The following is a 12,955-nucleotide window of genomic DNA, read 5'->3' as shown; positions in this document are numbered from 1 at the left end:
TCTCCGGTTGTACGAGGGACTGCGAAGCCTGGAGGTTCAAGATCTCTTGTTTTGGCGAGAGACTGAGCGAGTAATTTACGTAATGACCATATCTTCCCCCCTGCAATCAGATTCCTCGCCAGTCGGGTTGCCTGGTATTTTGCCCATCCGGCGCTGACCGAAGATATATGAGCCAGATGAGGATCGTTTCGCATGATTGAACAAGATGGATTGCACGCAGGTTCTCCGGCCGCTTGGGTGGAGAGGCTATTCGGCTATGACTGGGCACAACAGACAATCGGCTGCTCTGATGCCGCCGTGTTCCGGCTGTCAGCGCAGGGGCGCCCGGTTCTTTTTGTCAAGACCGACCTGTCCGGTGCCCTGAATGAACTGCAGGACGAGGCAGCGCGGCTATCGTGGCTGGCCACGACGGGCGTTCCTTGCGCAGCTGTGCTCGACGTTGTCACTGAAGCGGGAAGGGACTGGCTGCTATTGGGCGAAGTGCCGGGGCAGGATCTCCTGTCATCTCACCTTGCTCCTGCCGAGAAAGTATCCATCATGGCTGATGCAATGCGGCGGCTGCATACGCTTGATCCGGCTACCTGCCCATTCGACCACCAAGCGAAACATCGCATCGAGCGAGCACGTACTCGGATGGAAGCCGGTCTTGTCGATCAGGATGATCTGGACGAAGAGCATCAGGGGCTCGCGCCAGCCGAACTGTTCGCCAGGCTCAAGGCGCGCATGCCCGACGGCGAGGATCTCGTCGTGACCCATGGCGATGCCTGCTTGCCGAATATCATGGTGGAAAATGGCCGCTTTTCTGGATTCATCGACTGTGGCCGGCTGGGTGTGGCGGACCGCTATCAGGACATAGCGTTGGCTACCCGTGATATTGCTGAAGAGCTTGGCGGCGAATGGGCTGACCGCTTCCTCGTGCTTTACGGTATCGCCGCTCCCGATTCGCAGCGCATCGCCTTCTATCGCCTTCTTGACGAGTTCTTCTGAGCGGGACTCTGGGGTTCGAAATGACCGACCAAGCGACGCCCAACCTGCCATCACGAGATTTCGATTCCACCGCCGCCTTCTATGAAAGGTTGGGCTTCGGAATCGTTTTCCGGGACGCCGGCTGGATGATCCTCCAGCGCGGGGATCTCATGCTGGAGTTCTTCGCCCACCCCGGGCTCGATCCCCTCGCGAGTTGGTTCAGCTGCTGCCTGAGGCTGGACGACCTCGCGGAGTTCTACCGGCAGTGCAAATCCGTCGGCATCCAGGAAACCAGCAGCGGCTATCCGCGCATCCATGCCCCCGAACTGCAGGAGTGGGGAGGCACGATGGCCGCTTTGGTCGACCCGGACGGGACGCTCCTGCGCCTGATACAGAACGAATTGCTTGCAGGCATCTCATGAGTGTGTCTTCCCGTTTTCCGCCTGAGGTCACTGCGTGGATGGAGCGCTGGCGCCTGCTGCGCGACGGCGAGCTGCTCACCACCCACTCGAGCTGGATACTTCCCGTCCGCCAGGGGGACATGCCGGCGATGCTGCTGGAGAACTGTGACGCCAAAGACATGCTGGGCTACAAACACAGCGGCTTCTCGGTGGATGCGGGGGTGTGCATCGAAGCCCACGACCGCGCTGCGCTGGAGCGGCTGCTGCGCTATTGCGCGCGTCCACCGTTTTCCATGGAGCGCCTACGCAAAGAGGGAAGCAAACTGGTGTACCGCTGTGCCAAACAGCGCAGCGAGCCCACCAGTGACAAGCGTGGTGCCAAGGCAGATGAGCTGCACCTCACACCGCTGGAACTGATCGACCGCATCGCCGCGCTGGTGCCACCGCCACGCACCCACCGGCACCGCTACTTTGGTGTGCTGGCACCAAACTCGCCGCTGAGAGCGGCGGTAACGGCGCTGGCTCAGCCTGCTGCGTCGCAACCAGCCACGGTGGAGACTGCACAACCTGGCGCGGGCGTACCTGGGGTGGCGGCGCCGGGCAACGCGGCCACACCCACACCCGAACCTGAAGCACGCCCGAAGCGAGCGGCGCATTACTTGTGGGCGGTGCTGATTGCCCGCATCTACGAGGCATTTCCGCTGCTGTGCCCCATGTGCGGTGGGCAGATGCGCATCATTGCCTTCATCACCCACAGCGCCGAAATCCGCCACATCCTGAACCACATCGGGGTGGAGTCTGCCCCCCCCGCACATCACCCCGGCACGCGGGCCACCGCTGTGGGAGGGCTGCGACGCGCCGGTGGATGATGGTGCGCAAGGCGAGCCGGATTGGGATCTGGCAGCTCAACCCGACGAGGTAGACCAGCGCGTCAATTGGTGACCCAGTGAAGCGGCGGTATCCATCGCTGCGGGGAAGCAGCTGCGCGCGCGCCAGGCCCAAATGCATACTGCCTCCCAAGCTCTTGCCATTGAGCGGCAAGCGAGCGCTCAACCTTCCTTGGCCGAACGTGTTTCGAGGCCCAAAACTCGCGCCATACTTGGCCTCATGCGGTTGAATTTCCTATCCGTATACGCCCAGCGGCCATTGACCTTCACGTAGGTTTCATCCATGTGCCACGGGCAAAGATCGGAAGGGTTACGCCAGTACCAGCGCAGCCGTTTTTCCATTTCAGGCGCATAACGCTGAACCCAGCGGTAAATCGTGGAGTGATCGACATTCACTCCGCGTTCAGCCAGCATCTCCTGCAGCTCACGGTAACTGATGCCGTATTTGCAGTACCAGCGTACGGCCCACAGAATGATGTCACGCTGAAAATGCCGGCCTTTGAATGGGTTCATGTGCAGCTCCATCAGCAAAAGGGGATGATAAGTTTATCACCACCGACTATTTGCAACAGTGCCTCAGCAATCATATTTTTAAATTATATAACTCCCAACTGAGCTTTTGCTCCAACGATAAGGCTTTCATTTTGAGTTTCTAAGGCAAATAAACCATACATCAAAGGAGAGGCCGCTGCTCTTTCTAAAGTCTGTTCATATAGTTTATTCCAAACTTTACCCCCTAGTTTTTCATACTCGATGATTAGAGTTTTGAGGCTTTCTTCTCCAAACAAAGTTACATGCCCAGCAAAATCAATCGCTGGGTCATCTATATGGGCTGTTGACCAATCAATAACGCCTGAAACAGCTCCATCCTTTGAAGCTAGTACATGCCCAGCATATAAATCGCCATGTATAAATTGGGTGAAATCTGCCCATAGAACATCATTATCCAACCATTTTCTGTAGCGGGTTTCCAATTGCTCACTTATACCAATTTCAGATTTTACTAACTGCAAATTGTTTGCTATTTCAGGTCTTAAATCTGAAGGTTTCATAATTTTCAAATCATTTTCCCGAACTTCTTTTTCAGGAATACTATGGATTTCAAATAAGGTTTTTGCCAAAGATGTTATGTATTTCGGGCTATCTTTGTCCATATTCCAAATTATTTCATAGGTTTCAGCATCCAAATTTAAAACAGGATTATCTTTAAGTATGGGATAAGCCACTAATTCTGTAGATGAAATTCTCCAATCAGGAACCTCTACAGAAAGATGTTTTTTTACCAATTCTAAAATGCGTTTTTCTTTCTTGATTTGTTCCCTCATGCCATCACGACGAGGAATACGCAGCAACCATTGTTGCCCCTTTGTATCAAGAGCAAAAACGACCTTAAAATCAATGCCCATTTCATTGAAATTCATTTTGTCCGTAAGCAACAAGCCGTGTGCTTCAGCAAGTGATTGAATATCTTGAATTGTCATTTTTAATTTCCTTTAAAGAGTTCAATAATTAATGTTCGGATTAGATTGGCTATCATTAACAATCTCTCTCAAAAGTCTTGATGATTTTGTGGTCTTTGATCTCGTAGATAATGTCAGCAATATTATCGACCAATTGCTTGTCATGAGATACGAAGATAATAGTTCCTGCATAGGACTTCATCATTGTTTCTAATGCGGCAATACTTTTTAGGTCAAGATAGTTTCCTGGTTCATCCATAAGCAAAATATTATATTTTCCTAAAAGCATTTTGGATAAAAGCAGTTTGATGATTTCACCTCCCGATAAGTCGGATAAGTTTTTTTGAATATCATTCGCTCCGATCCCCATTGAAGCCAATACTGCACGAATTTCCGCAACTGTGTACTCGCACTCTTCCTGCATAAAGGAGAGCACAGATTTATGCGTGTTAAATTTATATCCTGTTTGTGTAAAGTAGCCAATTTCAGCTTTTGGAGATATGGTTAATCCATCAGCACGTTCTGATATCATTTTTAACAAGGACGTTTTCCCTGTTCCATTCGATCCAGTTATAGCGACTTTAGCGCCAAGCGGTATTATAAAGTTAGCGTCATCAAAGATAGTACGGCTACCAAATTTTAAGCTCAGACCATCTGCCGTAATCGGGAACTTATTGTGCAGTTCTAGGGCTGAACTTTGACGAAAACGAATAGAACGCAAATGCTCTGGTGCTTGAATATCTTCTAATGCAGCCAAACGCTTTTCCATACTCTTAGCTGCCTGATACAGTTTTCTTTGCTTGGTGCCAGTCATTTTTGCATGCCCAAGTCGTCCAGCACTTTCGGTAGAGTTTTTGGATTTTTCTCCTTTTTTCTTATTGTCTAATCGATTAGCTTGCTGGCGTTTTTCTTGCACAGCAGATTCTAATCGCTCCCGTTCCTTCATCATCAGCTCATATTCTACGGCTTGGTGTTGTCGCTCTTCTTCTTTTTGACGCAAGTAATCCGAGTAACCACCCCAATATTCCGTAATTTTACCGTCTTTTAACTCCCATATCTTGTCTACAACCATATCAAGAAAATATCGGTCATGACTGATAACAAGTAATGCTCCATCAAATGCTTTAAGTTGACCAATAAGTAGATCTATTCCATTGAGATCAAGGTGGCTGGTTGGTTCATCCGCTAGAATGCCATGTACTTGTTGGGAAAATGCGGCAGCAATTTTTGCACGAGTTTCCTCTCCGCCACTCATTGTGTCGTTTTGTACATTGGAAACACCAAGGCGAGATAACATTGCCCGGTCTTCGACCGTTTCTATTTCGATTCCGCCCAGTTGGCTGATATGTGCAAAATCACCAAAACGCTGTAATGTCGCTTCGGCTAAAACAATTTCGCCATTAAGTACTTTGAGTAAACTACTCTTTCCTGCTCCGTTATCACCCACAAGACCAATACGGTCATAAGAGTGAATTTCCAATTCATCAATATCCAAAACATCACGCCCAGCATAATCCAAGCGTATGTTTCTCGCTTTAATAATTAAACTCATTTTTATTTACTCCTGTTTAGCTCTCCCGAGTTCGACAGTTACGCTCGCAAGTGCTTGTTTTTGCTAGAGCGCACTTTCAAAAATGCCACTACAACAGCGCCAACTGCTCCGGCGCCGCTGGTTTTTCGATTCCTAATGCATGAAACACCTCGTTCTGTTCCGTGCTGGGCGTCGACACCCCGACCACCGGCTCGCCGCCGTTCAGGCGCACGCGGTGATGCTGGATGCGCTGTAGTTGCTCGAGCGCCCGCTCGGGCGTGTAGCCCGCGTCCGCCGCCTTGAGTCGGCTGCGCATCACCCGATGCAGGATCAGCGCCATGAAGCAGATCGACGCGTGGGCGCGAATCCGCTCGGGCAGGCGGTGATACACCGGGCCAATCTCGATCTCGGACTTGAGCACCTTGAAGCCGCGCTCGATGTCGGCGAGCGACTTGTAGCGCTGAAGCACGTTCTGCGCGGCGAGCCCCTCGGCGTTGGTCACCAGCAGCAGCTTGCCGTCCATCATTTCGGCAAGACGCTTCGCCTTGTCGTCGATGTGGTAGCTGAAGAGCTCCTCGCCCAGATCCACCTTGAGAATGCGCGACAGGTGCGCTTCGCTGACCGCATGGTAGAAGCGCGCCTTGGCGCCGCTATCCGAGAGTTTGCGCCCCCGGTGCTTCACGCCTTCGTCCTGCTCGGTGAGCTTGCCGGTCCATTGGTCTGCCTGGCGGATCAGCGCGTCGATACGCGCATTGCGCTGCTCGGTCTTCGTGGTTGCCGTCACCGGATCGTGCGCGACCACCAGCCGCAGGTCGTTCCAGGCGTGCTCCGAGATCACTTCCTGCGTGGCGGCTGCGCACTGCTGTTCGTGGAAGGGTTCGAGCAGCTCGATGAACTCGTTGTATCGGCGGCCCGGCACCGCGACGATGAATTCGAGCGGCTTGCCGCTGGCCAGGCGCACGGCCTTCAGCGCCTCCAGATTGTCCAGGCTGAGCAGCCCCCGGTCAGCGACCAGCACCAGGCGCTGCACCGACGGGAAGCGCTCGAGCACCTTGGAGAGTGTGGGCAGCAAGGTACGCGTCTCGGCCGTGTTGCCGTCGAACACCTCGTGGTAGATCGGCAGCCCCTCGGCGGTCTGCACCACGCCGAGCATGAACTGGCGGGCAATCAGCCCTTCCTTGGCCATGCCGTACTGGCGCACGTCACCGGTCTGCTGGCTGAGTCCTTCGCTGCGGATCGTGGTGAGGTCGTAGAACACCATCGACAGATCCTGGTCGATCAGCGGGCGCAGCAGCCCGGCGACCACGGCATCGACCTCGTCCTGGTGATCCATCAGCGCATCGAGGCTGCGCAGCAACTGCTGGTGCGTCACCGCCTTAGGCCCGAAGTCGGGCAGCGCCACGGTCTGCACCCAGCGCAACACGCCGAGCTTGGACTCGGGGTCGCACAGGCGGTTGAGCACCATCAGCCGGATCAGCGCTTCTACATCCGTGGTCCGGCGCGTGCGCCGGAACACCCGGCGCAGCCCCGAGAAGCCGAGCGACTTCCACAGCTCGGTCAGCGCCCATACGTTACCGAGCGCGCGCGCGGACTCGAACGACACCGTGGGCGCCGGCGGTTTGGCGCCCATCGGCGCGCGGCCAGTGATCTTCAGCAGACCGTTGATCACCGCGTCGAGCGACCCATCGACCTGCTCGGCGCGGCCGAGCGTGGCGACGGTGCGCTTCTTTACCCGCCCAGCCTCGTCGCGGTAGGACTCGACGAGCTGGACGTAGCGGCGACCGCCGGAGGTGGTGAGCTTGACGTGCATGATGCCGCCACTTTAACCACCTACAAGTTCGCGTCAAGCTTGAGGTCGTCTGTTACAAACGTGCCACCACAGCGCTTTTGCAATTGCGGCCGTCAAACCCGCGCCGGCGCTGGAGGCACTTTCCGAAAAGGGGCGAAAATTGCGGTTAAGTGTCGAACCCCGGAGCTCTTGAAATTTTTTATGCAGCAAACAGGATTTAGGTGAAAACAAAAGCTAGCATCACAGTGTCCTCCCAAAAAAAAAGCTATTCATCCACAGGGTGGACAAATAGCTAGTCAATTAAGTTATAACTGGAAACTATGCACTAAAAGCATACTTATAAATTAAGCATACTTTTACTTTATATATCCGCATATATTCTTAAAGACACAACAAAAGCCCACCATTATAAAATAGTGTCACTATGCAAATAGTTGTGTCTTAACGAATGCGGATAGAATGCATAAACTTACCTAAAAAATAAAATTCAGTTTTATGATAACTTTACTGTTAAAAGAAGTCTAGACAACCTTGTTTTATGCTTGGATATAAGGCTTATTTTAGGCACTGTTGCAAAGTTAGCGATGAGGCAGCCTTTTGTCTTATTCAAAGGCCTTACATTTCAAAAACTCTGCTTACCAGGCGCATTTCGCCCAGGGGATCACCATAATAAAATGCTGAGGCCTGGCCTTTGCGTAGTGCACGCATCACCTCAATACCTTTGATGGTGGCGTAAGCCGTCTTCATGGATTTAAATCCCAGCGTGGCGCCGATTATCCGTTTCAGTTTGCCATGATCGCATTCAATCACGTTGTTCCGGTACTTAATCTGTCGGTGTTCAACGTCAGACGGGCACCGGCCTTCGCGTTTGAGCAGAGCAAGCGCGCGACCATAGGCGGGCGCTTTATCCGTGTTGATGAATCGCGGGATCTGCCACTTCTTCACGTTGTTGAGGATTTTACCCAGAAACCGGTATGCAGCTTTGCTGTTACGACGGGAGGAGAGATAAAAATCGACAGTGCGGCCCCGGCTGTCGACGGCCCGGTACAGATACGCCCAGCGGCCATTGACCTTCACGTAGGTTTCATCCATGTGCCACGGGCAAAGATCGGAAGGGTTACGCCAGTACCAGCGCAGCCGTTTTTCCATTTCAGGCGCATAACGCTGAACCCAGCGGTAAATCGTGGAGTGATCGACATTCACTCCGCGTTCAGCCAGCATCTCCTGCAGCTCACGGTAACTGATGCCGTATTTGCAGTACCAGCGTACGGCCCACAGAATGACAGCGCGGGGATCTCATGCTGGAGTTCTTCGCCCACCCCGGGCTCGATCCCCTCGCGAGTTGGTTCAGCTGCTGCCTGAGGCTGGACGACCTCGCGGAGTTCTACCGGCAGTGCAAATCCGTCGGCATCCAGGAAACCAGCAGCGGCTATCCGCGCATCCATGCCCCCGAACTGCAGGAGTGGGGAGGCACGATGGCCGCTTTGGTCGACCCGGACGGGACGCTCCTGCGCCTGATACAGAACGAATTGCTTGCAGGCATCTCATGAGTGTGTCTTCCCGTTTTCCGCCTGAGGTCACTGCGTGGATGGAGCGCTGGCGCCTGCTGCGCGACGGCGAGCTGCTCACCACCCACTCGAGCTGGATACTTCCCGTCCGCCAGGGGGACATGCCGGCGATGCTGCTGGAGAACTGTGACGCCAAAGACATGCTGGGCTACAAACACAGCGGCTTCTCGGTGGATGCGGGGGTGTGCATCGAAGCCCACGACCGCGCTGCGCTGGAGCGGCTGCTGCGCTATTGCGCGCGTCCACCGTTTTCCATGGAGCGCCTACGCAAAGAGGGAAGCAAACTGGTGTACCGCTGTGCCAAACAGCGCAGCGAGCCCACCAGTGACAAGCGTGGTGCCAAGGCAGATGAGCTGCACCTCACACCGCTGGAACTGATCGACCGCATCGCCGCGCTGGTGCCACCGCCACGCACCCACCGGCACCGCTACTTTGGTGTGCTGGCACCAAACTCGCCGCTGAGAGCGGCGGTAACGGCGCTGGCTCAGCCTGCTGCGTCGCAACCAGCCACGGTGGAGACTGCACAACCTGGCGCGGGCGTACCTGGGGTGGCGGCGCCGGGCAACGCGGCCACACCCACACCCGAACCTGAAGCACGCCCGAAGCGAGCGGCGCATTACTTGTGGGCGGTGCTGATTGCCCGCATCTACGAGGCATTTCCGCTGCTGTGCCCCATGTGCGATGGGCAGATGCGCATCATTGCCTTCATCACCCACAGCGCCGAAATCCGCCACATCCTGAACCACATCGGGGTGGAGTCTGCCCCCCCGCACATCACCCCGGCACGCGGGCCACCGCTGTGGGAGGGCTGCGACGCGCCGGTGGATGATGGTGCGCAAGGCGAGCCGGATTGGGATCTGGCAGCTCAACCCGACGAGGTAGACCAGCGCGTCAATTGGTGACCCAGTGAAGCGGCGGTATCCATCGCTGCGGGGAAGCAGCTGCGCGCGCGCCAGGCCCAAATGCATACTGCCTCCCAAGCTCTTGCCATTGAGCGGCAAGCGAGCGCTCAACCTTCCTTGGCCGAACGTGTTTCGAGGCCCAAAACTCGCGCCATACTTGGCCTCATGCGGTTGAATTTCCTATCCGTAGCGCCGCCTGATCCAGAGCCCGCTGGTCGCCAAGCTGGCGGCACGCCTCAAGCCCGGCGGGTATCTGCACTGCGCCACCGACTGGCAGCCCTATGCAGAGCAGATGCTTGAAGTGCTGGGCCAGGAGCCCTTGCTGGCCAATACGGCTGAAGGCTACGCGCCCCAGCCGGACTATCGCCCTCTCACCAAGTTCGAAAACCGCGGTTTGCGGTTGGGCCACGGGGTGTGGGACATCGTTTTCAAGCGCCGTTGACCTCTGCCTGAGCCGCACGCACTTCCCCGCCTATGAAGCCCATATTGCAACACTTGGTCGAGATGACTGGCCACCGCGACCACTTGCGGCTGGAAGTGTCGGTGCTCTCGACCCTGCAAAAGCTCAGCGGTATCAAGGAGGTGCGGGCGCTGGAGCTGTTCACCGACAACGGCCAGCCCCATATCCGCCCACGCACCTGGGTGCAGGACGGCCAGCTGGTGTCTACCGACTCCGAGGCCGCCGCAGACCCGCGCAAGGAACCGCTGGAGCATTACCCCGAACTGATGCAGTGCGTGACCACGCAGGGCGACAGCGCCCTGGCGCACCCGCGCCCTGGTCGGCACACGCTGTGGCTGCCGGTGTGGATGCACGAAAAAGTCAGCACCTGCCTGGAGATCACGCAGTCGCGCCCCTTCTCGGCCCACAAGCTGGATGTGCTCAAAGGCGTGTTCCTCGTCTACCAGAACTACCAGAGCCTGCTGGACTATTCCGAGCGCGATGCACTGACCGGGCTGTTCAACCGCAAAACCTTCGATGAGCAATTTGCTCGCAACGCACTGCCCGGCCTGAGTAGCAGCAAGCCCCAGGCCGCGGAGTCGATGATTTCAGAAGAAGTCAGCCCCACCAGTGAGCCCGTGCAGAACTGGCTGGCGGTAGTGGACATTGACCACTTCAAGCAAGTCAATGACCGCTTTGGGCACCTGTATGGCGACGAAGTGCTGATTCTGGTCGCCAACATTCTGCGCAGCTCTTTCCGCTCGCACGACCGCATCTTCCGTTTTGGTGGTGAAGAGTTCGTGGTGCTGCTGCGCAACACCACGCTTTCCAAAGCCCACAAGGTGTTCAACCGCTTCCGCGAAGCGGTGCAGGAATACCACTTCCCGCAGGTTGGCAACGTCACGGTGAGCCTGGGTTTTGTCGGCACCTCGCGCGGGTCGCCGGTGGAAATTCTGGGCCAGGCAGACCAGGCGCTTTATTACGCCAAGGAACATGGTCGCAACCAGGTGCGCTTCTACGAAGATCTGGTCGCCTCTGGCGAGCTGGCCACCAAAGTGGCCAACGACGACGTAGAGCTTTTTTAAGCGCTTCAGGCGGCTGCAGGCAGCCTGAACGCCAGCGATCAGGTTCCGCGCGATGCCAAGCTTGCCCTCACCACCGCGCGGCCTACAGCAGCAATCGCGGCATCTCGCTGCTCTGGCGCTACCGCAGATCGGGTGAGATAGCAGGTCACCAGCACTGCCCCGCGGTGACCGCTGGCGCCTGGCGGCCAAAGCACGGCCACATCGTTGGCAGTACCACTGCTGCCGGCAGTGCCTGTCTTGTCCCCCACCTTCCAGCCCGGGGCCCCCGCGCGCAAGCGCTTGTCGCCGGTGCTGGTTTCAATGAGCCAACGCTGCAGCCACGCGCGGGACGAGGCAGACAGTGATTCGCCCAACACCAGCTTTTGCATGGTCTGGAGCATGGCCAGCGGGGTGGTGGTGTCGCGCACATCGCCAATGGCGGCTTCGTTCAGGGTGGGCTCATTGCGGTCCAGGCGCGTGATGGGGTCGCCCAGCATACGCAGGTAGCGGGTGAGCGCAGCCGGGCCGCCGTGGCGTTCCAGCAAGACGTTGGCTGCAGTGTTGTCGCTCAGGCTCACCGTGGCAGAGCACAGTTCACCCACCGTCAAGCCCCCGCCTGTGCCTGCGCGCGGCCCGCTGACGGGCGAGTAGTCGACCACATCGGCAGGCGCGTAGTGCACACGCGCATCAAGCTCTTCGCGGCCCTGGTCCACCAGCGACAGCATCCACCCCGCCAGCAGTAGCTTGAAGGTGCTGCACATGGCAAAACGTTCGTCCTGACGCCAGCCCAAAGCCAGGCCGGTTTCGGTATCCAGCATGGACACGCCCAGGCGACCCTGCGCGTTGTGCTCAATCCCCTCCATCGCGCTGCTCCAACTTTTGGAGATGTCTGCGCCAGGGGCGGCCGGCACTGCGCAACCCGCCAACGGGGAAAGCCCCAGCGCGGCCAACCCCAAGGAAAACTCTCGCCTTTGCATTCTGAAACTCCATCCTTTTGAAAGATCGCGATGATATAACGCCGCTGCGCGTTGCGCCAATGGCAATAATTGAGAGCAGACCCAAGAAAAACTAATGGATCACCATGCACTTGCCTCTCAATGCCCTGCGAGCGTTTGAAGCCTCCGCACGGCACCTGAGCCTCACCCGCGCAGCGCTGGAGCTGCACGTCACCCAAACCGCGGTGAGCCAGCACATTCGCAAGCTGGAAGATCACCTGGGTAAGCCGCTTTTTCGGCGATTACCCCGAGGCCTGGCATTGACGGACGAGGGGCTGGCGCTGCTGCCCACATTGAGCGATGCCTTCGCACGCATGGAGACGGCACTGGAACAGATTCGCGAAAACCGGCCGCGCGAAGTGCTGACCGTGGGCGTGGTGGGCACGTTCGCCGTGGGCTGGCTGCTGCCTCGGCTGCGACACTTTCAGCAGACCCACCCGTTTGTGGACCTGCGCCTGCTTACCCACAACAACCGGGTGGACATGGCCGGAGAGGGGCTGGACTATGCCATCCGCTTTGGAGACGGGGCCTGGCATGGCACCCACGCCCAGCAGATTTTTCAGGCACCACTCTCGCCCATGTGCACACCCGCCTTGGCCCAGGGGCTGCAGCAGCCGAGTGACCTGGCCAGGCTGCCCTTGCTGCGCAGCTACCGTACCGATGAGTGGACGGCATGGTTTGCGGCAGCGGGCCTGCCCTGCCCGGTGCTACGGGGCGCGGTGTTTGACTCCTCCCTCACCCTCGCCGAGGCTGCAGCGCAGGGCGCAGGGGTGGCTCTGTTGCCAGTGGCTTTGTTCACGCGCGAGCTGCAACAGGGGCGGCTGGTGCAGCCCTTTGCCCTGGAATTGCACCGGAGCGCCTACTGGCTGACCCACCTGCAGTCGCGCACGCCCACCGCCGCCATGCAGGCATTTGGGCAGTGGCTTCTGGAGCAGACCCAGTGACGGCAGCCA

At 57.0% G+C, this 12,955-nt stretch carries 10 protein-coding genes and 4 pseudogenes; 8 read left to right on the top strand and 6 right to left on the bottom strand.

What is annotated here, in order from left to right:
• Positions 1–192: 192 nt before the first annotated feature.
• The 3 genes and pseudogenes from ACP6KB_RS02820 to ACP6KB_RS02810 form a co-directional block, all read left to right on the top strand.
• On the top strand, positions 193–987 hold the full coding sequence (locus ACP6KB_RS02820) for an aminoglycoside O-phosphotransferase APH(3')-IIa (protein ID WP_000572405.1): 795 nt from the start codon (positions 193–195) through the stop codon (positions 985–987).
• A 20-nt stretch (positions 988–1,007) separates the two neighbouring features.
• Positions 1,008–1,388 (top strand): bleomycin binding protein BLMT, encoded by a 381-nt coding sequence (locus ACP6KB_RS02815; RefSeq protein WP_000131935.1) that lies wholly within the window; start codon positions 1,008–1,010, stop codon positions 1,386–1,388.
• Positions 1,389–1,519: 131 nt separating this feature from the next.
• A pseudogene (locus tag ACP6KB_RS02810) lies at positions 1,520–2,309 on the top strand (IS91-like element ISPps1 family transposase); the annotation flags it as partial.
• A 179-nt stretch (positions 2,310–2,488) separates the two neighbouring features.
• Here the strand turns inward: ACP6KB_RS02810 and ACP6KB_RS02805 are convergent.
• The 5 genes and pseudogenes from ACP6KB_RS02805 to ACP6KB_RS02785 all read right to left on the bottom strand — a co-directional run.
• Positions 2,489–2,767: pseudogene (locus ACP6KB_RS02805) on the bottom strand (IS6 family transposase); the annotation flags it as partial.
• Positions 2,768–2,850: 83 nt separating this feature from the next.
• Entirely contained in the window at positions 2,851–3,735 is an 885-nt protein-coding gene (locus ACP6KB_RS02800) for an Mph(E) family macrolide 2'-phosphotransferase (RefSeq protein ID WP_000155092.1), read from the bottom strand.
• A 55-nt stretch (positions 3,736–3,790) separates the two neighbouring features.
• Positions 3,791–5,266: an ABC-F type ribosomal protection protein Msr(E) gene (gene msr(E), locus ACP6KB_RS02795; protein ID WP_000052512.1), complete on the bottom strand. Its 1,476-nt coding sequence runs from the start codon at positions 5,264–5,266 to the stop codon at positions 3,791–3,793.
• An 88-nt stretch (positions 5,267–5,354) separates the two neighbouring features.
• Positions 5,355–7,055, bottom strand: coding sequence for an IS1634 family transposase (locus ACP6KB_RS02790; protein WP_442111918.1), 1,701 nt, complete (start codon positions 7,053–7,055; stop codon positions 5,355–5,357).
• 594 nt (positions 7,056–7,649) lie between these two features.
• Positions 7,650–8,315: an IS6 family transposase gene (locus ACP6KB_RS02785; protein WP_050676646.1), complete on the bottom strand. Its 666-nt coding sequence runs from the start codon at positions 8,313–8,315 to the stop codon at positions 7,650–7,652.
• A gap of 2 nt (positions 8,316–8,317) precedes the next feature.
• Between ACP6KB_RS02785 and ACP6KB_RS02780 the strand changes: the two are divergent.
• The 4 genes and pseudogenes from ACP6KB_RS02780 to ACP6KB_RS02765 form a co-directional block, all read left to right on the top strand.
• Positions 8,318–8,584 (top strand): annotated as a pseudogene (locus ACP6KB_RS02780) (hypothetical protein); the annotation flags it as partial.
• A gap of 131 nt (positions 8,585–8,715) precedes the next feature.
• Positions 8,716–9,504: pseudogene (locus ACP6KB_RS02775) on the top strand (IS91-like element ISPps1 family transposase); the annotation flags it as partial.
• Between the two features lie 196 nt (positions 9,505–9,700).
• Positions 9,701–9,946 carry a tRNA (guanine(46)-N(7))-methyltransferase TrmB gene (gene trmB, locus ACP6KB_RS02770; RefSeq protein WP_442114245.1) on the top strand — a complete coding sequence of 82 codons (246 nt, stop codon included), beginning with the start codon at positions 9,701–9,703 and terminating at the stop codon, positions 9,944–9,946.
• A 32-nt stretch (positions 9,947–9,978) separates the two neighbouring features.
• Positions 9,979–11,028, top strand: coding sequence for a GGDEF domain-containing protein (locus tag ACP6KB_RS02765; protein ID WP_442111928.1), 1,050 nt, complete (start codon positions 9,979–9,981; stop codon positions 11,026–11,028).
• A 38-nt stretch (positions 11,029–11,066) separates the two neighbouring features.
• Here ACP6KB_RS02765 and bla read toward each other — a convergent pair whose 3' ends face one another.
• The gene (gene bla, locus ACP6KB_RS02760; RefSeq protein WP_442111926.1) at positions 11,067–11,984 is read right to left on the bottom strand and encodes a class A beta-lactamase; all 918 of its coding nucleotides are present in this window, start codon (positions 11,982–11,984) and stop codon (positions 11,067–11,069) included.
• Between the two features lie 104 nt (positions 11,985–12,088).
• On the opposite strand from bla, the gene ACP6KB_RS02755 reads away from it, so the two are divergent.
• Positions 12,089–12,946, top strand: a complete 858-nt coding sequence (locus ACP6KB_RS02755) for a LysR family transcriptional regulator (RefSeq protein WP_442111924.1) — start codon at positions 12,089–12,091, stop codon at positions 12,944–12,946.
• The last annotated feature ends 9 nt before the right edge of the window (positions 12,947–12,955 follow it).

This window comes from Pseudomonas sp. NUPR-001 (assembly GCF_052147955.1).
Taxonomy (GTDB): domain Bacteria; phylum Pseudomonadota; class Gammaproteobacteria; order Pseudomonadales; family Pseudomonadaceae; genus Aquipseudomonas.
Note: the sequence above shows the minus strand (reverse complement) of the source record. Positions and strands in the feature narration are given on the sequence as shown.